This window comes from Klebsiella sp. BIGb0407, assembly GCF_024807845.1.
Lineage (GTDB): Bacteria > Pseudomonadota > Gammaproteobacteria > Enterobacterales > Enterobacteriaceae > JGM124.
Map to the genome: position 1 here is coordinate 376,422 of NZ_JANUEQ010000004.1, position 24,792 is coordinate 401,213.

At 46.7% G+C, this 24,792-nt stretch carries 23 protein-coding genes; 13 read left to right on the forward strand and 10 right to left on the reverse strand.

Going from position 1 to position 24,792, the window contains the following annotated elements:
• Nucleotides 1-116: 116 nt before the first annotated feature.
• Nucleotides 117-1,733 carry a sensor histidine kinase gene (locus M2387_RS14630; RefSeq protein ID WP_259050398.1) on the forward strand — a complete coding sequence of 539 codons (1,617 nt, stop codon included), beginning with the start codon at nucleotides 117-119 and terminating at the stop codon, nucleotides 1,731-1,733.
• Entirely contained in the window at nucleotides 1,730-2,449 is a 720-nt protein-coding gene (dcuR, locus tag M2387_RS14635; RefSeq protein ID WP_259050399.1) for a two-component system response regulator DcuR, read from the forward strand. Before M2387_RS14630 ends, dcuR begins: the two co-directional genes overlap by 4 nt.
• A 68-nt stretch (nucleotides 2,450-2,517) precedes the next feature.
• Here dcuR and zinT read toward each other — a convergent pair whose 3' ends face one another.
• Together zinT and M2387_RS14645 are read right to left on the reverse strand one after the other, a co-directional pair.
• Complete coding sequence (zinT, locus tag M2387_RS14640; protein ID WP_259050400.1) at nucleotides 2,518-3,153, reverse strand: metal-binding protein ZinT; 636 nt, start codon at nucleotides 3,151-3,153, stop codon at nucleotides 2,518-2,520.
• A gap of 112 nt (nucleotides 3,154-3,265) precedes the next feature.
• Nucleotides 3,266-3,718 carry a GNAT family N-acetyltransferase gene (locus tag M2387_RS14645; protein WP_259050401.1) on the reverse strand — a complete coding sequence of 151 codons (453 nt, stop codon included), beginning with the start codon at nucleotides 3,716-3,718 and terminating at the stop codon, nucleotides 3,266-3,268.
• Between the two features lie 345 nt (nucleotides 3,719-4,063).
• On the opposite strand from M2387_RS14645, the gene M2387_RS14650 reads away from it, so the two are divergent.
• Nucleotides 4,064-4,378, forward strand: coding sequence for a hypothetical protein (locus M2387_RS14650; RefSeq protein ID WP_259050402.1), 315 nt, complete (start codon nucleotides 4,064-4,066; stop codon nucleotides 4,376-4,378).
• 195 nt (nucleotides 4,379-4,573) lie between these two features.
• Here M2387_RS14650 and M2387_RS14655 read toward each other — a convergent pair whose 3' ends face one another.
• The 6 genes from M2387_RS14655 to M2387_RS14680 form a co-directional block, all read right to left on the reverse strand.
• Nucleotides 4,574-5,548, reverse strand: coding sequence for an Rpn family recombination-promoting nuclease/putative transposase (locus M2387_RS14655; protein WP_259050403.1), 975 nt, complete (start codon nucleotides 5,546-5,548; stop codon nucleotides 4,574-4,576).
• A gap of 200 nt (nucleotides 5,549-5,748) precedes the next feature.
• On the reverse strand, nucleotides 5,749-6,309 hold the full coding sequence (locus tag M2387_RS14660) for a histidine phosphatase family protein (RefSeq protein ID WP_259050404.1): 561 nt from the start codon (nucleotides 6,307-6,309) through the stop codon (nucleotides 5,749-5,751).
• A complete protein-coding gene (locus tag M2387_RS14665; protein ID WP_259050405.1) occupies nucleotides 6,300-7,358 on the reverse strand; it encodes an MBL fold metallo-hydrolase in 1,059 nt (352 codons plus the stop codon). Before M2387_RS14665 ends, M2387_RS14660 begins: the two co-directional genes overlap by 10 nt.
• Nucleotides 7,355-8,383, reverse strand: coding sequence for an ABC transporter ATP-binding protein (locus M2387_RS14670; RefSeq protein WP_259050406.1), 1,029 nt, complete (start codon nucleotides 8,381-8,383; stop codon nucleotides 7,355-7,357). Before M2387_RS14670 ends, M2387_RS14665 begins: the two co-directional genes overlap by 4 nt.
• Nucleotides 8,371-10,083 (reverse strand): ABC transporter permease, encoded by a 1,713-nt coding sequence (locus M2387_RS14675; RefSeq protein WP_259050407.1) that lies wholly within the window; start codon nucleotides 10,081-10,083, stop codon nucleotides 8,371-8,373. Before M2387_RS14675 ends, M2387_RS14670 begins: the two co-directional genes overlap by 13 nt.
• A gap of 97 nt (nucleotides 10,084-10,180) precedes the next feature.
• Entirely contained in the window at nucleotides 10,181-11,158 is a 978-nt protein-coding gene (locus M2387_RS14680) for an ABC transporter substrate-binding protein (RefSeq protein ID WP_259050408.1), read from the reverse strand.
• A gap of 537 nt (nucleotides 11,159-11,695) precedes the next feature.
• On the opposite strand from M2387_RS14680, the gene M2387_RS14685 reads away from it, so the two are divergent.
• From M2387_RS14685 to M2387_RS14695, 3 genes are all read left to right on the forward strand, one after another.
• Nucleotides 11,696-13,165 carry a basic amino acid/polyamine antiporter gene (locus tag M2387_RS14685; protein WP_259050409.1) on the forward strand — a complete coding sequence of 490 codons (1,470 nt, stop codon included), beginning with the start codon at nucleotides 11,696-11,698 and terminating at the stop codon, nucleotides 13,163-13,165.
• 88 nt (nucleotides 13,166-13,253) lie between these two features.
• A complete protein-coding gene (locus M2387_RS14690; RefSeq protein WP_259050410.1) occupies nucleotides 13,254-15,629 on the forward strand; it encodes an Orn/Lys/Arg family decarboxylase in 2,376 nt (791 codons plus the stop codon).
• Between the two features lie 77 nt (nucleotides 15,630-15,706).
• A complete protein-coding gene (locus M2387_RS14695) occupies nucleotides 15,707-17,212 on the forward strand; it encodes a basic amino acid/polyamine antiporter (RefSeq protein ID WP_259050411.1) in 1,506 nt (501 codons plus the stop codon).
• 88 nt (nucleotides 17,213-17,300) lie between these two features.
• On the opposite strand, the gene M2387_RS14700 is transcribed toward M2387_RS14695, so the two are convergent.
• Nucleotides 17,301-18,203, reverse strand: coding sequence for a LysR substrate-binding domain-containing protein (locus M2387_RS14700; protein ID WP_409040014.1), 903 nt, complete (start codon nucleotides 18,201-18,203; stop codon nucleotides 17,301-17,303).
• A 94-nt stretch (nucleotides 18,204-18,297) separates the two neighbouring features.
• Between M2387_RS14700 and M2387_RS14705 the strand changes: the two genes are divergently transcribed.
• From M2387_RS14705 to M2387_RS14720, 4 genes are all read left to right on the forward strand, one after another.
• The gene (locus tag M2387_RS14705; protein ID WP_259050413.1) at nucleotides 18,298-18,606 is read left to right on the forward strand and encodes a carboxymuconolactone decarboxylase family protein; all 309 of its coding nucleotides are present in this window, start codon (nucleotides 18,298-18,300) and stop codon (nucleotides 18,604-18,606) included.
• Complete coding sequence (locus tag M2387_RS14710; protein ID WP_259050414.1) at nucleotides 18,606-18,995, forward strand: tautomerase family protein; 390 nt, start codon at nucleotides 18,606-18,608, stop codon at nucleotides 18,993-18,995. Before M2387_RS14705 ends, M2387_RS14710 begins: the two co-directional genes overlap by 1 nt.
• A complete protein-coding gene (locus tag M2387_RS14715; protein WP_259050415.1) occupies nucleotides 18,992-19,522 on the forward strand; it encodes a DUF4865 family protein in 531 nt (176 codons plus the stop codon). The genes M2387_RS14710 and M2387_RS14715 overlap by 4 nt, the downstream gene beginning before the upstream one ends.
• 72 nt (nucleotides 19,523-19,594) lie before the next feature.
• A complete protein-coding gene (locus tag M2387_RS14720; RefSeq protein ID WP_259050416.1) occupies nucleotides 19,595-20,119 on the forward strand; it encodes a rhodanese family protein in 525 nt (174 codons plus the stop codon).
• 8 nt (nucleotides 20,120-20,127) lie between these two features.
• Here M2387_RS14720 and pdxR read toward each other — a convergent pair whose 3' ends face one another.
• On the reverse strand, nucleotides 20,128-21,513 hold the full coding sequence (pdxR, locus tag M2387_RS14725; protein ID WP_259050417.1) for a MocR-like pyridoxine biosynthesis transcription factor PdxR: 1,386 nt from the start codon (nucleotides 21,511-21,513) through the stop codon (nucleotides 20,128-20,130).
• A gap of 90 nt (nucleotides 21,514-21,603) precedes the next feature.
• On the opposite strand from pdxR, the gene M2387_RS14730 reads away from it, so the two are divergent.
• The 3 genes from M2387_RS14730 to proW all read left to right on the forward strand — a co-directional run bounded on the left by M2387_RS14730 (nucleotide 21,604) and on the right by proW (nucleotide 24,754).
• Entirely contained in the window at nucleotides 21,604-22,035 is a 432-nt protein-coding gene (locus M2387_RS14730) for a carboxymuconolactone decarboxylase family protein (protein ID WP_259050418.1), read from the forward strand.
• A 432-nt stretch (nucleotides 22,036-22,467) separates the two neighbouring features.
• Entirely contained in the window at nucleotides 22,468-23,670 is a 1,203-nt protein-coding gene (proV, locus tag M2387_RS14735; protein ID WP_259050419.1) for a glycine betaine/L-proline ABC transporter ATP-binding protein ProV, read from the forward strand.
• Complete coding sequence (proW, locus tag M2387_RS14740; protein ID WP_259050420.1) at nucleotides 23,663-24,754, forward strand: glycine betaine/L-proline ABC transporter permease ProW; 1,092 nt, start codon at nucleotides 23,663-23,665, stop codon at nucleotides 24,752-24,754. Before proV ends, proW begins: the two co-directional genes overlap by 8 nt.
• The last annotated feature ends 38 nt before the right edge of the window (nucleotides 24,755-24,792 follow it).

Below are 24,792 nucleotides of genomic sequence, written 5' to 3' on the forward strand. Positions count from 1 at the left end.
GCAGCAAAGCGTGGCAAGCAGGGGTTAAATCGAGGTCGCCCGGGCAAATGAGGATGTCGCTTTAATCGAAAAAGTACTTAGGTGATAATGGCTCTTTGTTTTACCTCAGGATATCCATGACAGACTTCAGGAAACCCAAAGAGAAACCCCCTCTGAAATTAAGCAGTTCCGTTATCCTGATGCTCTGCGGCGTTATCGGCTCAGTGCTGTTTGTGGTTTATCTACTCTACGCCCTTCAAATCAGTCATTTCACTCGTAGTAGTGTCAAAGATACGGGCCTGGCGGTTGCCAGAACGCTGGCAGAGATGCCGGTGATTAAACAGGGACTCGTTTCTCCCGAAGGAAGTAAGATTATTGCTCCTCTCGCGGAACAGATAAAAGAACGGAATCATTTGCTGTTTGTCGTCGTCACCGACATGAACGGCATCCGTTACTCACATCCAAACGCGCGTCATATTGGTGCCCATTTTATTGGCAACGATCTTGAACCGGCATTACAAGGAAAAGAGTCTGTTGGCATCAACCGCGGTAATCTGGTCACCTCGTTACGTGTTTTTACCCCTGTTTATAATGCTGACTCTCAGCAAATTGGCGTGGTCATTGTGGGTATGCCACTCAGTAAAGTGGATGAACAGATCAGCCATAGCCGCTGGAATATGCTCTGGGGTGTATTATTTAGTGCGCTGGTTGGAACTATCGGCTGTGCGTTGCTGATCTATACCCTGAAGCGAATCCTGTTTGGTTTTGAACCTTATGAAATATCGACACTTTTCGAACAAAATCAGGCAATGCTGCAATCGGTGAAAGAAGGCATTATCGCTATTGATAGCCAGGGTAATATCACCTTGATGAACCAGACGGCACGTAAAGTCTTACTCTCACCTGATGATTTTAGTGCCAATAATAATGTCGTGCCCTTGCCAGTAATATCGATTCTTAATGAAGTACTGGAAAGCGGTAACGCCATCGAAGACCGTGAAATCATCATCTCCGGGCGACAAATTCTGTGCAATGTCATGCCCATTTATACGCGCAGACGGAAAATCGGTGCCATTTGTACCTTTCGCGATAAAACAGAAATTAACCAGTTAACTCAACAAGTTAATGGCATGGTAAGTTACGTTGATGCGTTACGCGAACGCTCCCATGAATTTATGAATAAACTCCATGTTATTCTGGGCCTGCTACAGCTTAAACGTTATGACAAGCTAGAAGCCTATATTTTGCAAACCGCTAATAACTATCAAACAGAAATCGGTGCCCTGCAAAGTAAAATCAGACAACCAGTCGTTGCCGGTTTTTTAATCGGAAAAATCAGCAGGGTGCTGGAAGCGGGTCATCAGTTAACCCTGGATGACGAATGCTTTTTGCCCGATAACCCCAATGAACATCAGGTAACGGTTCTTATAACCGTCCTTGGAAACCTGATGGAAAATGCGGTTGATGCTTTACAAGGCCAGCCAGAAGGCGAAATAGAGGTCTTTCTTCACTATCATCACGGCATGCTAACCGCTGTAGTCAGTGATAATGGTCCGGGTATAGCGCCTGAACTTCTCTCGTTAATTTTTGAGAAAGGTTTCTCTACTAAGGGTGAACAGCGTGGTGTCGGGCTCTATCTGGTTAAACAACAAATTGAACACTGTCAGGGTAATATTCAGGTAGAATCAGCTCCAGGTCATCTCACCCAATTTACGCTCACGCTTCCCTGGGACACAGAAAGGAAAAACAGATGATTAATGTCTTAGTGGTTGATGATGATGCCATGGTGGCAGAGTTAAACCGCGCTTATATCAGCCAGATACCGGGGTTTACCTGCTGTGGAACGGCCTCCACACTTAAGCAGGCACAAGAATACATCTGTGTGCCTGACCAAAAAATAGATTTGATTTTACTGGATGTCTATATGCAGCAAGATAATGGCTTATCTTTGCTTCCGATATTACGTGAAAACAATCAAACTATTGATGTAATTGTGATTTCTTCGGCATCTGATTTTGGTACGATTCAGAAAGCGCTGCACTATGGTGTCGTGGATTATCTGATTAAACCCTTTCAGTTTGCACGCTTTGAAGAAGCACTGACTCTCTGGCGTGATAAACGTGCATTGATAGGCGGCCAGAAGCATTACCAGCAAGCCGACGTTGACCGACTATTACATGGAAGCTATCCCGCGGCAGTCGATCCCGATCGTCTGCCAAAAGGTCTTACATCACAAACATTGCGTACTATTTGTCGATGGATTGATGAGAATCAGCATGAGGAGTTCTCGACCGATGAGCTGGCTGCCTCGGTAAATATCTCGCGCGTTTCCTGTCGCAAATACCTTATCTGGCTTGATAAAGTTGATATTCTTTATACCCGAATTCATTACGGTGTCGCCGGGCGCCCGGTCTATCGTTATCGTCTTCAATTTGAGCATGCAGGTTTACTGAAACAATTTTGTCAGTAAACGCTACCCTCAACATTGTCTGAGTGAAAATCACACTCAGACAACCTAAGAGAGAACTCGGCTAATGATTAATGATGCAGCATTTCATCGACAATCTGTTCTTTCGTCAGATTGTAAGGATAGAATGTTGGCCAGTTATCCATTTCTTTTAACAGGGCTTCCTGAGACTTATTCCCCATATAAATATGGTAGTGCTGTGACTGACGCGGGGCAATAGTATGATCGCTAAACTGTACATACTTTGGTGCAGCTGATTGCTTATCCGTACATTCGAAAAGGTAGCGAACGCCTTTCTTTCCTGATGGGTAATGTAATATTTTATAGCCCTGGTAATCATATTTGCATGAACTGCTTTCTTTGCCGATATGAAACTCCATTACATTATTTTCAATACCAATCATATCGATATTGCTGGCATAACCTTTCTTATAGTAAGCACGATACTCATCAACGCTTTTCTCGCCGTGTTTCGCTTTTTTCTCCAGTACAGGATCTAAACTGCCATCTTGCAAATAACCATACACAGACTGCCAGACGCCATCCCAGTCAGAAAGTTTACGATCCTGCACGGATTTATCATCAAATATGCCTTCACTGGCTTGACGTTCAGCTTCAGTAAGTGGTTTACCGTGGTCACCATGAGCCAGAGCCTGCACAGATGACAACAAAAGTGAAATTCCCAGAGCCAGTACTGTTTTCTTCATTCTTTACGATCCTTTTCTGTTGATTGTTACGTTATAACATATTGAGAGTAATGTTATCAAATAACAATTGCTAACAAAAGAACAGGAAAGCAGCAAAGGGCACTGGCTACCGTCAGGCTTTTGGTGAAGGAATATAGCCCGCACTTATCAGACCAGGCAGAGCCTGCTCATCGACATGGACCATTGCCGTCAATAATGGATGAAAATTCAGACGCTGATAGAAATCCATTTTCTCAGGTACTGAATAAATAAACACTTTTCCCAGCGGGGCAAGATCATGCATCACCTGCTCCATCAAGACCTTACCCCATCCACGTCCCTGGTAGTTCGGATGAACGGCCACGTCACACAAATAAGATGCATAAGTCAGGTCGCTGATAGCCCGGGCGGTTGCAACCAGCTCCCCATCATAATACCCAAGATAGCGAAACTGGCTCTGTTCAAACGCACGCTGCAAGATCTCTGGCGGACGTTTATTTAAACCGCATAACTCTAACAGCTCTGACAGTTCCTGCCCGTCTACGCGGGTTATCTCATCATTACTGATAAGGATGAATCTCTCCATGGCCTGTTCCTGTAAGTAGATTGATCGGTCATACATCCAATCGTTTGATAGTACTTCAAACATTATACTCATGCTCAATCAAAGTACCGATGATGCTATCGAGCGCGGATTTAAAATAAAAAACATAAACCTGTTTATATATCCCTTTGCATCGAGAAATTATTTTTATTTTAACCCCTTAACCTAAATTGAAAGAACAATTCACCAAATCAATGAATATGATGATTTTTATCGTTATCCAGCATCGATTACAAAGAATCAGCCATGATACAACCTATGACATAAAACTGACGTTCATTTATAAAAACCTTGTCAATTACGGTACTGCAACAGCTGGAGAAAATAATGTTTAAAGTTATTATTAACATATTATTCTTTACTTCTTTTTTCATTAGCAGCGTGGGAATGGCAAATTCAAATGGGATGATTACGTTTTCTGGCGCAATTGTTGAAGGGGGTTGCGAGGTAACACAGTCAGGAAATAAATTAACAGGTAATTGTAGCGGAACTGACAACCCTGAGAAGTTAGTTAATTACAAAAATATTAATAAAATGGGTATCAGGAAGCCTCACCCACTCCCTGAAGATAAGGGGTATATGTACATAGACTCTATTGATAAAAAAAATAAAATTGCTTTTTTGCATGTAATATACAAATAAGTATATTTACATCATTGATCAGCCTGGATGTTATATACCAAAAATAATTCGCATTGCCTGTAGCCGACAAGTTCATCCCGCAGATGAGCATAGATAAACTATGTGATTCGACGAACGGGATGCAAACAACTCCCCGGGCAACTTTATAGGTTAGGTTCAGAAGGCCGAGGCTTTACGACACACCGGATAAAAGAATCAGTGGCTGATCTGCGCCAAGTCGCCAGCAGTCAGACCGGTTAATTTTATGATGGTGTCGTGCTCAAGACCGTTGTCTAGCATGATTCTGGCAACTTCAAGCTTGCCTTTCTCTATACCACGCTGTTCACCGATCTGAATGCCTTTTTCGATGCCTTTTTCGATACCTTTCTCGATGCCTTTCTCGATACCCTTCTGTTCAAGTTGTTGAGCGATGGTCATCAATTTATCCTCATGCTGTGGCACACGCTGTGCCAGTTCACGTACAAAGGCTTCTGCATCTGACGTTTCGCCAGCCTGTATGAGATAGTTTATCAGTGAACCCAACTGCTGTCCTGTCATCTGTTCTGTTAACAGCAGAGTAGTCAGGTTATCCAGTAAGCCTGCCAGCTCCCGCCTATAAATATGTTTCTGCAACAAAGTAAGTGCTGCCATACTACGGTGGCGCATGATCTCGTCATCAGATATGACTGTAACGTCGACCAGCGGAAAATCACCACGGTAGAGTTTTGCAGCTACTTCAGGCTCGTTAAACTCATCCAGCCATCGGGTCGAATACGGATATGGACTCCGTTTACCGGTATAAAATAGAACCGGTATTACCAGGGGCAATTTTTTGTGCCCGGCATCCAGATGACGCTGCATCGCTGCCACAGCATAACGAAGCAATCGGAACGCCATGTGCTTATCAGGTGAAGACTGATGTTCGATGAGGACATGGATATAGGCATTATTGTCGGTAACAGTTTGCAAGCTATAAAGCACGTCGCTGAAATAGGGACGCAGATCTTCCTCAACAAAGTTTCCAGATTCCAGTTTCAGCGTATTGAAGTCACAGATGGCCTGTAGTTCTGCTGGCAGATGCAGTTGCATAAAATCCCGGGCTGTAGTGGGATGGGTCAGAAACTGTTTAAAAACGAGGTCATGCGGTGTTGGGGTACCCTTTGCTCCGCCCTTTGATTTCCTGGTGGACATATCCTTCTCCATAGCTACAGCAGTCCTGCCTTAGAATCACTGTATTAATGCCCGCGAGTAGGGTTTCCGGTTGCGGCCATCTCTTTATCAGGTAATAAATTATCTGTCGTCTAAAGAATGGAATATATCAAAAAACCAGTTTTTGACTCTCAATTAAAATAAACAGCCCATCTATTACGGACTGTTTATAATAATAAATATCAGAGCAGGTTATCTCGCTGCTCCAGCGGCATAATACGCCACTCCTCTGGAATTTTTCCGGGTAAAATCCACATCGGCTCAACATTACCAATACGGTTACCATAAGGGGTTCCAAAGGCATAATAGTTTAGTACGCGGAATACGCCGGAATGAGCGACAATTAACGGGCATTCGAATTCAGTTAATAGCGTATTCACCGCAGCCGTGACTCTACTCTGAAAAATATCCCAGCTTTCTCCTCCCGGAGGCGTCGTTTCATAGGGCGTAATCGCCTCCCCTGGCAGACCTTCCAGGTCACCCCAGTCACGTTCACGTAATCCATCGAAAATGGTGTAACTACCGCCGGGCACGGCAAGCTCTGCGGTCTGCCGGGCACGTAATAATGAACTAACCCCAATGCCACTCCAGTCAAAACGTGCCAGTAAGGGTTGCGCCAGCTCTGCCTGCCGCCTGCCGGTATCCGTTAGCGGAACATCGGTACTACCGCCGATTAGCTTGTCACGATTCAAGGGGGTTTCACCGTGGCGAACAAAAACAAAAGGCTTACAAATTATTGACATAGTTCCATTTCGATCAAAGGGTGAGTGATAATTTCACATTGTAATTCCTGCTGCCATTGCGCCGGGCTATCGAGTGGCGTAAACAGCGGAGCGAAGTACTGGCATGACAGCATGGCCGCCAGCTTTTTTAAACAGCTCAGCGTGGGATGTACATTCCAGCGACAAAAATCGACCTCTCCTGCCTGCCACTGTTGATAAGAGAGCCGGGTAAGGTGACCGGTAAATACAGTACGATGATGGAAATCATTCCGTTCCCGTAATATCCCCGCCATTCCCGTCAGACCATCAGGATCGGACGCTAAAACGAGAGGCGCCTCGGTAGAAAATAACGGTAGTACTTGTATCAGAGATTGCAGCTCAGCCGCCACGCTCGCCCGCAAGCTTCCGTCATTTGCCTGTGACATTTGCTCCATCATTGTCCGGCAGCTCTCATCCATCGCGATATCAGGCTGATTACCCCGCGCCATCAATAAAGCCAGTTCAACCGCACGGCCTGATGGTGGAACCGGGCATAAGCTCGGTTGCAATAAATGGTGACGCAGCTTGTCCAGTTGCTGCTGCTGAGGAATATCATATAAACCATAAGAGGCATCGACCAGGGCAATCCGGGCTGGTGGCGGAGGGTCAAAGTGAAACAAGGCTGACTCCATACTGATATCGCCGCTATAAAATACGCCACCATCAATATCAAGATGAAACCAGACGCCACCATAAGCATGACCGCAGCTTCCGGTAGTGACCGTTATCTCACCAATCCGAAAGCGGCCTCTGACATTAATGTAGCGCACATTGTGACCCGCGGGTAATGCTTGCGCAGTCACTTTGCTACAATAGACGGGTACATCGCGAGGTAAACGGTTAAGTCCGGCAATATGATCGGCGTGATCGTGACTGAGCAGTACGGCATCGATATCCGCAGGAACCTGCCATAAAGCTTCATCCGGCTCCAGGGCACCTCCTGCATCCAGCAAAATACGCTGCCCTCTGGCACTCAATAAAATAGCCGCCGGAGCTTTACGATTCAGGCCGCTGATAATCTCTATTTTCATGCCGCCTCCAGGCGCCAGCCCTGATGTAAGCGCACGCAAACATTTTGCTGTTGTTGCAAAGAAGAATGATGAAAAGCGGTGAGTTGCTGACCATCATGCAAGCGTAAATCCACCAGATAGCGCTCCCCCTGATAAATACAACTTTCCACTCTGGCACTCAGTCCGGTGTCCGCTACCTGAACATGTTCAGGACGCACTAATACGGACTGTACCCCATAGCCAATCTGGCTGCTAAAGCTGCCATGTAGTGCCTGGCAGTCCAGGTGTTGCATATCGGCGGGTGCTGCTAATGACAAAATGCTCCCCTTACCAATAAAACTCGCTACCCAGGCATTTTGTGGACGCAGATATAAATCCTGGGGCGATCCCCACTGCTTTAACTCGCCTTTGTGCATCACGGCAATATGACTTGCCAGCGCCATCGCTTCAGCCTGATCGTGCGTCACATAGACAAAAGTCGCCCCGGTGCGACGATGGAAATCACGGAAGGTTTGTTCCATGGTGGCTCGCAGGTGCCTGTCGAGGTTAGCCAGCGGTTCGTCCAGTAATACCACTTTCGGTTCAGAAACCAGGCAGCGCGCTAAGGCAACACGCTGACGCTGCCCGCCGCTGAGTTCCTGGGGAGAGCGGCAGGCGTAAGCGCCCAGTTCGACAAGTTCCAGCGCATCCATCACTTGCTTCTGCCGCGCGGCGCCATTCACTTTGCGTAACTTTAACGGATAACCGATATTTTCTGCGACCGTCATATGAGGCCACAGGGCGTAAGACTGAAACACCATCCCCATATCACGCAACTCCGGTGGGGTGTGGGTTATTTTATCTGCCAGCAGCCTGTCACCCAGCAGTAAACGCCCCTCGCTCAGCTCTTCAAGCCCTGCCAGAATACGTAACGTTGTTGTTTTACCGCAGCCACTCGGCCCCAGTAGCGCAGTAAAGGCGCCCTGAGGGATAGTCAGATTGATATCCCGGACAACAGTCTGGTCGCCAAATACTTTGCTAAGCTGTTCCAGTTTTAGCTCTGCCATGGGATAACTCCTTTAGGTAAATACTTACTCAGCGCGCTCAGAAGCAACATCACTAATGCGACCAATACGACAACGAATACCGAAATAGCGGATGCCAGCACCTTATTACCGCTTTCATCCAGACTGAATATCACCACCCCAAGGGTTTCTTTTCCGGCACTCCAGAGCAAAGCCGAAACGGTCAGTTCATTCACCGCGGTCAGAAAAACCAGCAGAGCACCCGCAAAGGCTGCCGGAGCCAGCAGGGGTAATACGATATGAATTAAACGCTGGGAGAAATTCGCCCCTGCCAGGCTTGCCGCCTCTTCCATCGCCGGATCCAGCTGCATCATGCTGCTATGAACCGGTTTTAAACAGACGGTGAGGAAACGCGCAAGATAGGCAATAAAGATAATAGTGAGCGTGCCGCTCAGGCTTATCTCCAGAATCGGTAATGGACGCGAGAACAACAGAATACAGGCGATTGCCAGCACGACACCCGGCAGCGTGTAAGGGATATCTATCATGCTATGCAACCAGCGCAGCGGACGGCTGGAGTAGCGCACCAGCAGCCAGGCCAGAGGTAGACTGAGAATAAGCAAGACCATCGCCGCGGATACAGACAGCACCATACTGTTAGTGAGTGCTCGCCATGCTGAACTTTGAACATCAAAAACACTGCGCCAGGCGGCGAAGGTGATGGTATCGCTATTCAGTGGCACTCCCATGGTTGGCACCAATGAAGTCGCAATCAGCGCCAGTAATGGCGCAACCAGAATGGCAAATAGCACCAGCCCCATAACGACTTCCACACCCAGACGCCATTTACCTAAAGTGAATGCTAACGAACGTCCCGCCATGCCAATTAATGGCAATGCATAGCGGCGCTGCATTTTCGCCTGCAAAGTCACAATTGCAATCGCCAGAATCCCCATCAGTACTGACAGAGCGGCGACTTCATTAATCATCGACGGGCCAAAACTGGATAACGCCTGGTAGATATAAATAGGCAAAACAAAATAAGAAATAGGAATACCGAGCATCGCCGGAATACCAAAATTGCCTAGCGCAGAAACAAAAGCAATCGTCGCCCCACCCCACAGTGCGGTACGGCAAAGTGGCAGCACGATATCGAAAAAGACCCGCCACAGCGAGGCCCCGTTTAAACGTGCCGCTTCAATATGCTCTTTCGGTAAACATTGCAGCTGCGTGCGTAACGCCAGGAAAACCAAAGGCGCATGCTGAATACCCAGCAACAGAGCGATACCTTCAGGGGAATAAAGCGGATTAACGCTGCCAAACTCAGGGGCAAGGCCAATACTGTTAAGCAGGATGCTATTGGAGCCAAACAGCTGTAGCCAGCTTAATGCGGTGACCTGCGGAGGGATCATCATCGGCAGCATAAATAAAAAGACCCATATCTGTTTCATTCGGATATTGGTCAGTGCCAGGCAAAAAGCAAACAAACTGCCGAGAAGTAAGGAAATGAGCGTACCTAAACCACTGGTATAAACACTGTGGTATAGCGCCACCCAGGTTGCCCGGTTATTCAATACTCGCCACAGGCTACTGTCGCTGCCCAGTCTCCAGTCTACTAAAGCAGAAATGAGCAGACGCAAACTGGGTAATAAACTCAGTAATGCGACGAGGCACAATAATAACCAGAGTAGCCCTTTCATAGAGTGATTACTGGCATTCTGATGCATTGTCATACTTGTCATGACTAAACAACTTCCAAAACGAGATACGATAAAAACCAGTAATAGCCTGTTATCCGCTATTACTGGTTATCTGATTTTCAGTGACACCGAAAATGAATTAACGGTTACCGAATAAATCAGAAAAACGTTTTTTGTTGGCTTCGGTATCAGCCAGTGCTTTAGCTGCATTCAGTGGCATCAGCTTAATGCTGTCACGAGGCGGGAAGCCTTGCGGAACGGGTAAACTGGCATCAGCCGGTAAAAATCCTTGCTCAAGAACCAGCTGCTGGCCTGCAGGTGAGAGCACAAAATCCACAAAAGCCTTGGCTGCTTCCGGATTTTTGCTATTGCTCATAATGGCAACCGGCTCGGTGACCACGCTGACCCCCTCTTTCGGGAACACGAACTCAATCGGTGCCCCCTTGGCTTTTTCACGGATAGCCATGTAATCGACCAGCACGCCGTAAGCTTTGCTGCCAGAGGCAATCGCGCTCATCACTGCGCCATTACCACTTTGTGGCATGGCACCATTCGCTTTCAATTTTTCGTAATACGCCCAGCCCAGCTGAGGGTCATCCATGATTGCAGCCTGGTGAATTTGTGCTGCTCCTGAATACAGCGGACTTGGCAGTGTGGCCATATTCTTAACTTCTGGCTTGAGCAAATCATTCCATGACTCAGGTTTTACCGGGGCTTTGCTATGATAAGCAATCCCGGTGGTAATGAGCTTCGTCCCGGCGTAATAGCCGTCTTTATCGTACAGCGCACTATCAAAGCGTGCCGTTTGCGGTGATTTATAAGGGGACAATAACTTTTGATTCTTCAGGGATTCCATAGTCACACTGTCTGCCAGCAACAGTACGTCCGGAGTGGCTGCACCCGCGGCCAGTTCAGCCTGCAAACGTGCAGTCAGCTTGGTGGTTCCATCGCGGATCCATTTCACTTCAATGTCCGGGTGCGCTTTTTCAAATGCGTTTACCGTCATCTGTGCATCATCATTAAGCTGGCTGGTATAGAGATTCAATGTGGATTTGGCAGTAGCCGATGCGCTCATAATAGTGAGCAGCAGTGCTGCAAGCGCATTTTTCTTACTCATGGTCAATCCCCTTTTGTTTTGTTGCGCATATCAGAACAAGGAAATTTGACAGAAGTATGACAAAAAAATATTGCGTGATAAAAATCACGTTTTGATAAAAATAACCTTCAATAAGTAAGGCTTTAAGCATTTTTCGTCAAAATAAAAAGCGTTTTAATATTCAGACATTGATTGTTAATCTGTCAGAAAAAGGATTAGAATCTTATAAGATATTTTAGTGAGACCTGAAAGGTAAGCTAATAAAAATTGTTAAATTATTCTCTAATTAATAAAACATAATCTCTCATAGTTTAACCCCTTGCCAATAATCAATTAACTCCGCAAACATCATGGAATTAAAATTATTTTCATTATCATTTATGATATTTAAAAAATCACTGTTAAATTAAACAGTTAAAAAAATAAAATAATATCCGAAGAAAAAATGAATGTTCTACCTTTACGTCATATCATTCTTAACCTATACCTATAGCAAGTAATAATTATATAAAAAAGCAATCACTCCTTATATTCATTCTAAAATATGGCTAATTAACTATGTCCAGTGATACCCCACAAAAAGATAATGCACAAAAATTAGGTCTTATTGCGCTGATATCGATAGTAGTTAGTTCCATGATTGGTAGTGGTGTCGATGGATTGCCCCAAAATATGGCTGAAAATTCAGCCGTAGGGCCTGTTGCTATTGCCTGGATCGTATGTGGATTTGGCATGTTCTTTATTTCACGAGCATTCATCATATTATCTAACCTTCGCCCTGACTTACAGTCGGGTATTTATATGTACTCCCGAGAGGGCTTTGGCGCATTTACTGCGTTTATTGTCGCCTGGGGCTACTGGCTTATGACAATATTCAGTAATGTTGCCTTTGCGATTATGGTCATGGACACCTTAAATTACTTTCTGCCGGGTGATTTTAAAGGTGGGAATAATATTCCCTCGGTTATTGGCGCATCGATATTAGTCTGGGGATTTAACTTCCTTGTCCTTTCTGGAACCCGTGTAGCCGGAACAATTAATATTATCGGTACCCTCGCCAAACTGATCCCCTTAGTGGTATTTGTATTTTTGCTCGTTTACTTTATGAAATACAGCCATATTACCAGCAATCCCTGGGGCCACAGTGCAGCGCTGCCTGACCAGCAATTGGGTTCAGTATTTTCACAAGTGACCTCCCCGCTTAATGTCGCGCTCTGGTGCTTTATTGGCGTTGAGGGTGCTGTGGCTCTTTCAGGGCGAGCAAAAAATAAAAAAGATATTGGTAAAGCCACATTTATCGGTTTTTTAATTTCCCTGATTGTTTGTGTTCTGATTTCGGTACTTCCCTTTGGCGTCATGTCGCAAAAAGAACTCAGTGTTATCGCCACACCTTCAACTGCCGGAATATTAAAAATCATCGTCGGAGACTGGGGCGAGATAATGATAACCGTTGGCGTACTGGTTTCAGTTCTCACAAGCTGGCTGGCCTGGACAATGATTTGTGCTGAAATCCCTATGGTTGCAGCGGAGAACGGAACCTTCCCGAAACCCTTTGCCCAAAAAAATAAAAATGGCTCGGCCTCTGTTTCTTTATGGATCAGCAGTGCTTTTATGCAGGCAGTCATTTTTATGGTTTATTTTTCAAACCATGCCTGGTTAGCTATGCTGGCAATATCAGCCTTAACCGTTCTGCCTGCCTATCTTATGTCCACGGCTTATCTGTTTAAACTCTGTCTGACCGATGAATATGATAAGTACCCGACAGAACATAGCCGCGCTTCCGCGTTGATCTGTAGCATTATTGGTATGATATTTTGCCTGTTTATGTTTTATGCCAGTGAAGCCATGTATCTGGCGATGGTGCCTCTCTTATTAACTATTGGATTGCCGCTATTCGCCTGGACCAGAATTAAAGATGATGGTGCAAAAAAAATATTTACTAATATTGAGCGGCTGTTTTTTATCATTCTTATAGCCATCGATATTTTAGTGTTAGTTCTTTATCTGAATGGAACAATTAGTTTCTAATCAGATAAAACATTTCGTCTTAATAAATATAAGTTCCGGAGTTGCTCTCCGGCTCTGTATCGGCTTTAAAAAATAAAAATGGAGAATCATGATGAAGTTTAATCATAATATATTATTTATATCCTCGGCAGGGCTACATAATGATGCGCCTGCTATTCAGGTACTGAATAATTTACAAGCTGCCATCACAGAACGTGGTTTCCATGCTCATATCGCCCATCAAATAAGCGATGGAATTAAGTTAATTAAAGAAAGCCCAAAGTACAGCGCAATTGGTCTCTACTGGGATACTAAAAACCCGCATATGAGCAGTGAAGCACTCTCTTTTATTGAGATTCTGCGCAGCAGAAATGCCTCGACTCCAGTACTGTTACTCTCTGAAGACAATATTACCGATAACGTCCCTCTTGGTATTTTAAAAGAAGTCAGCGAGTATATTTATCTGTTCTCTGAAACTACCAATTTTACCGCGAATCGAATTTATACCCTGGTCCGTCGCTATGCCGATAACCTGTTGCCACCTTACTTCAAAACACTGAAAAACTTTACTGAAGATGGTGATTACTACTGGGACTGCCCCGGACATATGGGCGGTATGGCTTATCAGAAACACCCGGTCGGAATTGAGTTCATTAATTTCTTCGGTGAAAATATGATGCGTGCCGATATCGGTGTCGCTACCGCTGAAATGGGCGATTATCTTATCCACGCCGGGCCGTCAAAAAAATCAGAAGAAGTTGCCGCTGAGTTATTTGGTGCTGACTGGACCTTCTATGGAGTTTCTGGTTCATCAGGTTCAAACCGTATCGTCGCCCAAGGTGCAGTGGCTGCGGATGAAATTGCGATTGTTGACAGAAACTGCCATAAGTCACTGAACCATGGCTTAACGCTTTCTCAGGCACGTCCGGTCTATCTCAAACCCACACGTAATGCCTATGGTTTGATAGGTCCTATCCCGACAGAACGTTTAAAAAAAGCCAGTATTAGTGCCTTAATTTCCCAAAGTAAACTGGCTGCCGATGCCGTTAGCCCGGAGCCGAGTTATGCCGTTGTCACTAACTGTACCTATGACGGCTTCTGCTATAACGTCAATGATGTGGTTAAACACTTAGGGGGCAGCGTCCCGCGTATTCACTTTGATGAAGCCTGGTATGCCTATGCCCGTTTCCATCCGCTGTATAAAGGCCGTTTTGCGATGGATGCGGATGATACCCCGGATCGGCCGACTATTTTTGCCGTTCAGTCGACGCATAAAATGCTGCCTTCACTGTCAATGGCGTCAATGATCCATGTGAAAAAAAGCGACCGTGCGCCGCTGAATTTCGATGACTTCAACGATTCATTTATGATGCATGGCACCACTTCTCCTTACTACCCTATTATCGCCTCTATAGACGTTGCAGTTAGCATGATGCAAGGCGAATCTGGTTACTCTTTAGTCCAGGAGTCAATCGAGGAAGCTATTGGCTTCCGTAAAGCTGTCGTTTCTGTCAAACGTCAGATTCGTGAGCAAGAAGGCGAGTCAGCCTGGTTCTTTGACGTCTTACAACCCACAGAAGTCCATGATAGCAATAGCGGCGAACGCTATAGCTTTGAAGAAGCGCCGCTCTCATTGCTCAGCCATGACCCAGAGTGCTGGGCGCTACGTGCGGGTGAAACCTGGCACGGATTTGCTGATGCTGACCTTGCTGATACCAACAGCATGCTTGACCCAGTGAAAGTGACTATCACCTGCCCGGGGATTAATACCCTGGGTGGATATGAAGAACAGGGGATCCCGGGCTATCTGTTAACCAAGTTTTTAGATGACAGACGGATTGAGATTGCCCGTACCGGCGATTATACCGTGCTTATCCTGTTCTCAGTGGGGATAACCAAAGGGAAATGGGGCACGCTGATTGAAAGTATGCTGGCATTTAAAAAGCTTTATGACACTGATGCCCTGGCGATTGATGCGATCCCGTCTCTGAAAGGACAGTCTCCACATTATGATCATCTGACCCTCAAACAGCTTTGCCAGTCCATGCATGAAAAAATGCAGGAGCTGGATCTGATGAAGCATATCAATGACGCGGTCAATACCGATCCTGAGCCGGTTATGACGCCAGCCGCTGCTTATCAGAAAGTGGTCCGTTATAAAGCCGAACATATTCGCCTCGATGATTTTAGTGGCCGAATTGCCGCCAGTATGCTGGTTCCTTATCCCCCGGGTATCCCGGTTCTGATGCCCGGAGAACGTATGCCTGAGGGAGATAAAGGCATTATCGGCTATCTGCGTGCACTACAAGATTTCGATAAGCATTTCCCAGGTTTTGAACATGAAATTCAAGGCGTTAATGTCGATGACAAGGGGGATTTCTGGGTCAGAGCAATCATCGAGGACGACAGACAAGCAGTCGAATTACCTGAACATAAAACATTTAAACGTCGTGTATCACCAACGATTAAGAAAGGTCGCCAATAACAGATTTTGATTAGAAATGTCCGGCACTCCACTCCAGTGCCGGACTCAATATTGGCCAGACTCAGAGGATTTTATTTATGGCAGAAAACACTCCGGCCCCGGCTGCGGATAAAACAGCAGGCTCATCGGACGGGCATAAACTCGGGCTTATTGCGTTAATCGCCATTGTGGTTGGCTCTATGCTTGGTGGTGGCGTATTCAGCCTTCCACAAAATACCGCTGCAACCTCAGCGGTTGGACCGGTTATCATCGCGTGGATTATCGCCGGGATCGGTATTTACTTTATTGCTAACTCCTTTCGCGTGCTGTCTGACATACGCCCGGATCTCCAGGCGGGCGTCTATATGTATGCCCAGGAAGGATTTGGTTCGTTTATTGGCTTTAACGTTGCCTGGGGCTACTGGTTAATGACCGCATTTGGCAACGTTGCCTTTGCCGTTATTTTAATGGATGCCCTTAATGAATTCTTTCCGGGTGTATTCACGGATGGTAATAACTTAAACTCGATTATCTGCGGCTCTGTTTTAATCTGGGGATATAATTCCCTGGTATTATCCGGGACCAAAGTCGCCGGCTTTATTAATACTATTGGTACTATTGCTAAATTAGTTCCCCTGGTACTGTTTGTTGTCCTGCTAGGCTTTTTAATTAACTACTCGCAGCTGTTAACTAACTTCTGGGGTGATGCCCCGCAAATTGTCTCAAGCGTAAATAATCATGCCGAACCGGTATCATTAATGTCGCAAATTCTGGCCCCTATGACCGTGACACTCTGGGCATTTATCGGGGTTGAAGGCGCGGTGGTGTTATCCGGAAGGGCAAAAAACAAAAAAGATGTCGGTAAAGCAACGCTACTGGGATTTATCATCGCGCTGGTTATCTACATTCTGATGTCAGTTTTACCTTTTGGCGCAATGACACAGCCTGAACTGGCTCAGGTCAGTAACCCTTCTACTGCCGGTGTGCTGGCAAAAGTCGTCGGTTCCTGGGGTAGCTGGTTAATGAATGTCGGTTTAATTATTTCTGTCCTGGCAGGCTGGTTAGCCTGGACCATGCTGTGCGCTGAGATCCCCATGGTTGCAGGTCAAAAAGGCGCATTTCCCAAAGCCTTTGCCCGTACGAATAGCAAACAAGCCGCCAATGTTTCGCTCTGGGTCAGTAGCTTTGTGATGCAGGCTGCGATGTTATTAGTCTATTTTTCAAATAATGCATGGACAACCATGTATAACATCAGCGCTTTAATGGTGGTGCCAGCCTATATTACGACCACACTGTATATGACAAAAATCTGTCTGAATCGTGAATACGACACTTTGGCTAAAAAAGGCCGCGCACTGGCTCTGACCAGCGGTATTCTGGGAGCACTCTTCTGTCTGTTTATTCTTTATGCCAGTGAAATTCAGTATGTTGCTTTGGTGCCGTTATTACTGACATGTGGCTTACCGGTATTTATCTGGTCCAGGAAAGAGAAAAAGGATAACAAACCCTTATTCTCTGCTACCGAGTATATTTATTTAGGCATATTGTTACTGCTGGATATTATTATCATTGCATTACTGATAAAAGGTATTATCAGTCTCTGATACTACCTTTTATGGCAGAGTCGGGAATGAATAACATCATTTCCGGCTCTGAATGCTAATCAAATTACCGTCTTACCTTACTGCTCAACTAAGTTCCCAGTCCTTTTAGTAATACCTCTTCCATCAATTGCGCCAGCATCACTTGTGCCTGATGAGCAGGATTCTCTGCGGTTAGCTGTTTAAGAGAGATATCCAGGGCCCCCGGAGAAGGTAGCAACCCGGTTGCCTTACACAGGCTTGCTGGCATACCTATCTGTGTCCGTACAGTAATACCCAACCCCGCCTGAACAGCGGCCCAGATACCGCTCAGACTCTGGCTAACAAACACCACACGCCAGGGAATTCCTGCCCTATCAAGACATGCTGTAGCACGTGATCGCATCAGACAAGGATTATCAAACATGACCAGTGGCAAGGGTTCTCCCTGAGCCAGGAGTGTAGCAATATCGAGGCCGGGGTGATAAATCCACTCCAGCGCGCACTCACCGAGTCGCTTTCCTTGATGCGATTGCACTTCCTCTTTGGGCTGCCACACCAGCACCATATCCAGCTGATTATTATCCAGAGCCATATGCAGCGCCTGATTACGATCCACCCTGGCGACTAAGCGTAATTCCGGATAATGACGTTTGAACTGGCCCAAAATGCCAGGCATCAGCGACTCACCAAAATCTTCCTGCATACCAATACGTACTTCACCGGTTAACAACTCACCTTTAATCGCGCGCAGTGTTTCATCGTTAAGCGCCAGCATTCGACGGGCATAACCCAGCAGTATTTCGCCCTGGTTGGTGAGCTGCAGGTGGCGGCCTTTTTTCACGACTAAATCGGTACCACATTGCATCTCCAGTTTTTTTAGCTGGGCGCTGACAGCAGAAGTGGAACGGGCCAGCCGGGAAGCCGCCAGGGTAAAACTACCGGACTCAATACCTTCGACAAAACTACGTAATGCATCTAAATCCAGCGCAGGAGTAAGTTTGCTCACAATCATCCTTATTATCGGGACTGTTTGTTTCAAATAAATTGATTTTCAGGATGAAACTATTGCGCGAGTATCACAGTGATGTCAATAAGGAGCAAACGTCATGGTAAAAATTCTCGATAAAGAAACCCTCGCCCGGGTGGCCCCTAAACTTGCCGAACTGAGTAATGATGTGCTGTTTAAGGATATCTGGGCACGTAAAGCCCTTTCACCCCGTGACCGCAGCCTGATAACCCTGTCAGCACTGGTGGCGATGGGACGATTACAGCAGATTCCCTGGCATCTCGACTTTGCCCGTCAGAATGGCGTCAGTGACGAAGAAATTACCGAACTCTTCACCCATCTGGCGTTTTATGCAGGCTGGCCCGCGGCGGTATCGGCATTCGGTTGCCTGCATTTGGAGGAGAACTAATGCCTGTCACCCGAATCACCGTCGGTGAACATTATACCGATACTCAATTGGGGGAAATTTCCTCCGCCCTGCATCAAAGCCTGACAGAAGAGTTTTCCGTGCCACTAAATGACTGCTTTCAGATATTTGAAAGACTTCCGGCGTGTCAGCGCGTTTTTGACCGGCACTATCAGAGCGGTAAGCGTAGCGATAACTTTGTTCTCTTTCAGATAACCGCAGGAAAGCCACGAACGGTCGCTCAGAAGCAAAATTTCTACCGTGCTCTGAGCCAGCGCCTTTTCTCAGCGCTAGCTATTCATCCCGATGACGTGATGGTGATTATTCAGTTTAATACTGCTGAGGACTGGAGCTTCAGCAATGGCGAAATATATTGCCCGGAGGCGCTATGATTATTATGCAGTATTGTTTTACGCTCCCCGCCGATTACGATATGTCGATAATCGAGCAACGCATTCAGGGTAATGGTAATAAGCTCGATGGTTTCCCGGGCTTATTGCTGAAAGCATTTTTGTTTTCTCGCACGGATGATATTTCTCTGGGTACAAAAGAAAATCGTTATGCTCCGCTGTACGTCTGGAAAAATACTGAAGCAATGACCCGGTTTTTACAAAGTCCGGGCTTTGTTCGACTGACGCAAGATTTTGGCTGGCCACAGATTAAGACCTGGCAGGCGCTGCGAACTCCTCAGGTTGAAGAGATACGTAATAAACCCTTTTTAGCTATCACCAGGCGGCAGATTTTGCCGCACAGTTCACTCACTGCGCTAAATCTGAACGGGCAACTATGTGGCTGGGATGTCTGCCTGTGGCAGCTATTAGATGTCACATTCCTTGAAGCTCCCCGGCAAGGCGAGGATAATTACCGTATTGGTAATCTCGCAGCAGAAGAAAATTTGCATCCTGGAAGTAAAATTTGATTTGTCACATCCGGGTAACCCTACCTTTACCCGGTTACCTCAACCTTAAATCGCCCTGATCCTGAGGCCACAATGAATATAATCTCAATCCCTCCCTCTGAAGCACAGCAGCGACAGGCTAAGGGTGCTCTGTTAGTCGATATCCGTGAGGCAGATGAATATGTCCGTGAAAAGATTCCCGCGTCTCGTCTTCTGTCCCTTTCGGCGATTGAACAAGGTGCCCGACTGGAAAATTTAACGGCTGATGATGTGGTGATATTTCACTGTCAGTCCGGGGTGCGTTCAGCCAAAAATGCGGCAAAATTGGCGGCGATTGCGGCGCCTGCTCAGGTATTACTGCTTGAAGGCGGGCTGAATAGCTGGAAAAAAGCCGGATTAGCCGTGGTCACTGATAAGTCCCAGCCACTACCTATTACGCGCCAGGTACAAATCATCGCCGGAGCGTTAGTCTTAGCAGGTGTTATTCTCGGATACAGTATTAACCCGGCCTTTTTCCTACTTTCCGGCGCAGTCGGAGCGGGTTTATTATTTGCCGGAGTCAGTGGTTTTTGTGGGCTGGCGCGGTTACTGAATATCATGCCCTGGAACCGACGCTAACCCGGGTATCAAGTCGTCTCTTCGATTGCTTTACGCAGTAAAGCCACATAATCCTGAGCCATCTTAAAAGAAGAAATATTAGTAAAGCCTAGTAATAATCCTCCGGAGCCGGGATGCTGTAAACGCCAGCCGCTTAATGCGTCAACCGCAAGGCCTGCCTTATTAGCCCGGGCGACCAAGGCGCGGTCATCAGAGCGGATATCTATCACCATCTGAATCCCCCCCTGCTGTTTTTTCACCAAAAAACCTTGCTCATGGAGTGCCGTTTCCAGCCATACACGGCGCTTTGCATAAGACTGACGCATTTTTTTTAAATGCCGCCAAAAATGCCCGCCTTGCAGAAAATCCGTCAACGTTTGCTGGATCAATGTCGGTACCGTGCAAGGAAAGTAACGTGATTGCTGAGTAAAACGTTCAATCGTCTGCGCAGGCACCACCAGCCATGCGGTACGCAAAGCCGGAAATAGCGTTTTACTGAAGGTACCGGCATAAATAACCCGCTGTAAACTATCCAGACTTTTCAATGCCGGAAGCGGTTTTCCGTGGTAGCGAAACTCACTGTCGTAATCATCTTCAATCACCCAGCTTTGTTGTTCTGAAGCCCACTCCAGCAAAGCATGACGGCGTGGCATAGACAAAGCGACACCCAGCGGGCTCTGGTGAGCCGGTGTTACCAGCGCAAACCGCGCCTCAGGGTGATGGGCTCTGGCATAGTCAATCTGCATTCCGTCCTCATCTATCGGGACGGGTAACAGATTCATGCCAGCCCGTGAAAATACGGGGTGGATAATCGGGTAGCTTGGATCTTCAAGCCAGACGCCATCGCCAGGCTTGCCCAGTGTGGCCAGTACCAGGTTTATTGCCGCCTGATACCCCGCAGTAATAAAAACCTGTTCTGGCTGGCAGTCTATTCCGCGTGAAAAACGCAGATACTCGGTTATCGCCTGTTTCAGTCCCTGCTCACCCGTCGTTTCGGGAAGCGCAAGACAGAATTGTGTTTGCTGGCGCAGACGCCTACCCATGAGTCTCGCCCAGATAGCCCGAGGAAAAAGATCCAATGCCGGAAGCCCCATCTGAAAAGGCTGTGGCCCGCTCTGGTTCTTTTGCGGCACCATTTTCTGTTGCTTTAGCGCCACTTTTGCCGCAGCGCTGACAAAGGTTCCTGCCTGCCCTCTACGCTCCAGTAACCCCAGTGTCACCAGTTCACTATAAGCATTCTCGATAGTGGCACGTGATAGCCCGAGTTCATGTGCCAGAGTGCGACTGGAAGGTAACCGGCTACCGGCGGTCAATTCTCCGCTATCAATGGCCTGTTTAAACTGAGTAATAATTTGCTGATAACGCGGCTGCGATGCCTGCTGGAGGCCAGGAGATAGAGTCGGCAATATAAACATTATGGTCTGCTTTTTTAAAAAGTTTATGGCTCTCTTAACCAGTCCATACTAGTGCTAAAGTTTCGTCATACCAACTGAAAGAGCACAATCATGACGACATTACGTTTACCTTATTACGAACTTTCTCCTGCTGTATACACGCCGATGACACAAGCGTTAAAGGGATTAGAAAAAGGCCCTCTGGCTAATGAATTGATTGAGCTAGTGTTCTTACGCGTTTCACAGATTAATGGCTGCGCATATTGCCTGGTGTTACATACCAAAGCATTACGCAAGTCAGGAACGGAACAAATTAAGCTGGATGCGCTGGCTGGCTGGAAAGTGAGCGAATATTTTTCCGATAAAGAGCGCGCAGCGCTGGCCTGGGCAGAATCGCTGACATTGATTGCCGACAGCCAGGCTGGCGATGATGTTTATCAGCCATTGCTGAAGCTATTCAGTGATGAAGAGATTGCTGATTTAACCTTCGCTGCAAGCTTAATGAATGCCTTTAATCGACTTGCTATCAGCATGCGTCAATAGCCAAATTTTTCCTCTCAGTAGAAAAAGCAGGCCTGAACAGAACCTCAAAATCAGGTCTGTTTTTTTCATGTCATATTATGGTCATATTTATCGTTGTACTGATAATTAGCATTTCCATATCGATTATAAATTGGGTAAATATCAGCAGCCGATCACAGAAAGATTATTGCTAATCATATCGTCCCTATCTGCTCTCATATCGCCAAATATCACTTCTCATATTCAGCAATATCAAAAAAATATTCATAGCCTATGATGCCCGCTCAGCCCTTTGATACCGGGGAATGACGTTCCATATCATAAGTGTGGTTATTGGATAATATCAAAATTGAGGGTTGTCTCAGATTTTCGATATGTTAGGGTAGATAGCGTCCACTATTTCTTGTCAGGAATAATTATAGATAAATCAAAACACAGGATGATGTTTATTGCATGGCAATTAAATTAGAAGTGAAGAATTTATATAAGATATTTGGCGAACATCCACAGCGCGCATTTAAATATATTGATAAAGGAATATCAAAGAGCGAACTGCTGGAAAAAACAGGTCTGTCACTGGGCGTTAAAGACGCCAGTCTGGCCATTGAAGAAGGCGAGATTTTTGTCATCATGGGGCTTTCCGGTTCAGGAAAATCCACCATGGTTCGCCTTCTCAATCGCCTGATTGAACCGACCCGAGGTCAAGTGATGATAGACGGCGTTGATATTGCGAAAATATCTGACGCTGAGCTTCGTGAAGTCCGCAAAAATAAGATTGCAATGGTCTTCCAGTCATTTGCCCTGATGCCACATATGACGGTGCTGAATAATGCCGCATTCGGAATGGAGCTGGCCGGTATTCCGGTAGCTGAACGCCAGGAAAAAGCATTGGATGCTCTCCGTCAGGTAGGGCTGGAAAATTATGCCCATGCTTATCCGGATGAGCTTTCTGGTGGTATGCGACAGCGTGTCGGCCTGGCCCGAGCATTGGCGATTAATCCAGATATATTATTAATGGATGAAGCCTTCTCAGCACTCGACCCATTAATTAGAACGGAAATGCAGGATGAATTAATTAATCTGCAATCCAGACATCAACGTACTATTGTCTTTATATCTCATGACCTCGATGAAGCTATGCGAATTGGTGACAGAATTGCCATTATGCAAGGTGGAGAAGTTATTCAGATAGGTACTCCGGATGAAATTCTTAATAATCCGGCCAACGATTATGTCCGCACCTTTTTCCGTGGCGTGGATATTAGTCAGGTATTTAGTGCCAAGGATATTGCCCGTCGTAATCCGACTGGTCTGCTACGTAAAACTGCCGGTTTTGGTCCGCGCTCTGCACTGAAATTATTGCAGGATGCAGACCGTGAATATGGTTATGTTGTCGAACGTGACCAAAAGTTCCTCGGTATTGTTTCCACCGATTCGCTTAAAGCTGCTCTTGCCGCAGGACAGGGCCTGGATTCTGCTTTCCTGGAGAACCCGGCTCCCGTTTCTGCGGATACGTCACTCAGTGAGTTACTCTCCCATGTTGGTCAGTCTGCATGTGCAGTGCCCGTCATCGGAGAAAATAAACAGTATGTCGGCGTTATCTCGAAAGGGGTGTTATTGCAGGCTTTAGATCGTGAGGGAACCAATAATGAGTGATACAGCAAATCCGTGGGATACCGGTAGTAGCGAAGCGGTACAAAGTACTGCGGGTGCAGAGGATGCGTGGGGAAGTCCTGCCACCGATGCCGCGACGGGAACAGGGGCTGATACCGCCAGTAGCTCGAGTGACTGGCTGGCCTCAACTACCAGCGCACCAGCAGAACATTTTAATATCCTTGATCCCTTTCATAAAACGCTGATCCCGCTGGATAGCTGGGTTACCGAAGGGATCGACTGGGTAGTGACCCACTTCCGTCCACTGTTTCAGGGAATACGGGTTCCGGTGGATTATATTCTGAGTGGTTTTCAGCAAGCGCTGCTGGGTATGCCCTCAGTCGTCGCTATCATCGTTTTCGCACTCATTGCCTGGCAGATGTCAACCTTTGGCATGGGCGTCGCAACGCTGATATCGCTGATTGCTATCGGGGCTATTGGTGCCTGGTCACAGGCTATGGTAACCCTGGCTCTGGTGCTTACTGCATTATTCTTCTGCGCCGTGATAGGCCTGCCAATGGGGATCTGGCTGGCACGCAGTGACCGGGCTGCCAGAATGATCCGCCCGCTGCTCGATGCGATGCAAACGACGCCTGCCTTCGTATACCTGGTACCGATTGTCATGCTGTTTGGTATCGGTAATGTTCCGGGGGTTGTGGTAACCATTATCTTTGCCCTGCCACCGATTATACGTTTGACCATACTCGGTATTAAGCAAGTACCGGCAGATTTAATTGAGGCTGCACGTTCATTTGGTGCCAGCCCGCGTCAGATGCTGTTTAAAGTTCAGCTACCACTGGCCATGCCAACCATTATGGCAGGTGTCAACCAGACACTGATGCTTGCTCTGTCAATGGTGGTTATTGCGTCAATGATTGCTGTCGGTGGGTTAGGTCAGATGGTACTGCGCGGTATTGGTCGCCTTGATATGGGACTGGCTACCGTCGGCGGTGTCGGGATTGTTATCCTGGCCATCATTCTTGACCGCTTAACTCAGTCTATTGGTCGTGATGCACGCTCCAAAGGCAACCGTCGCTGGTATACCACCGGCCCACTGGGTTTATTAACCCGCCCTTTCATGAAATAAGCCAGAGGGGTGGCCTTGCGCCACCCCTCACGCCCATC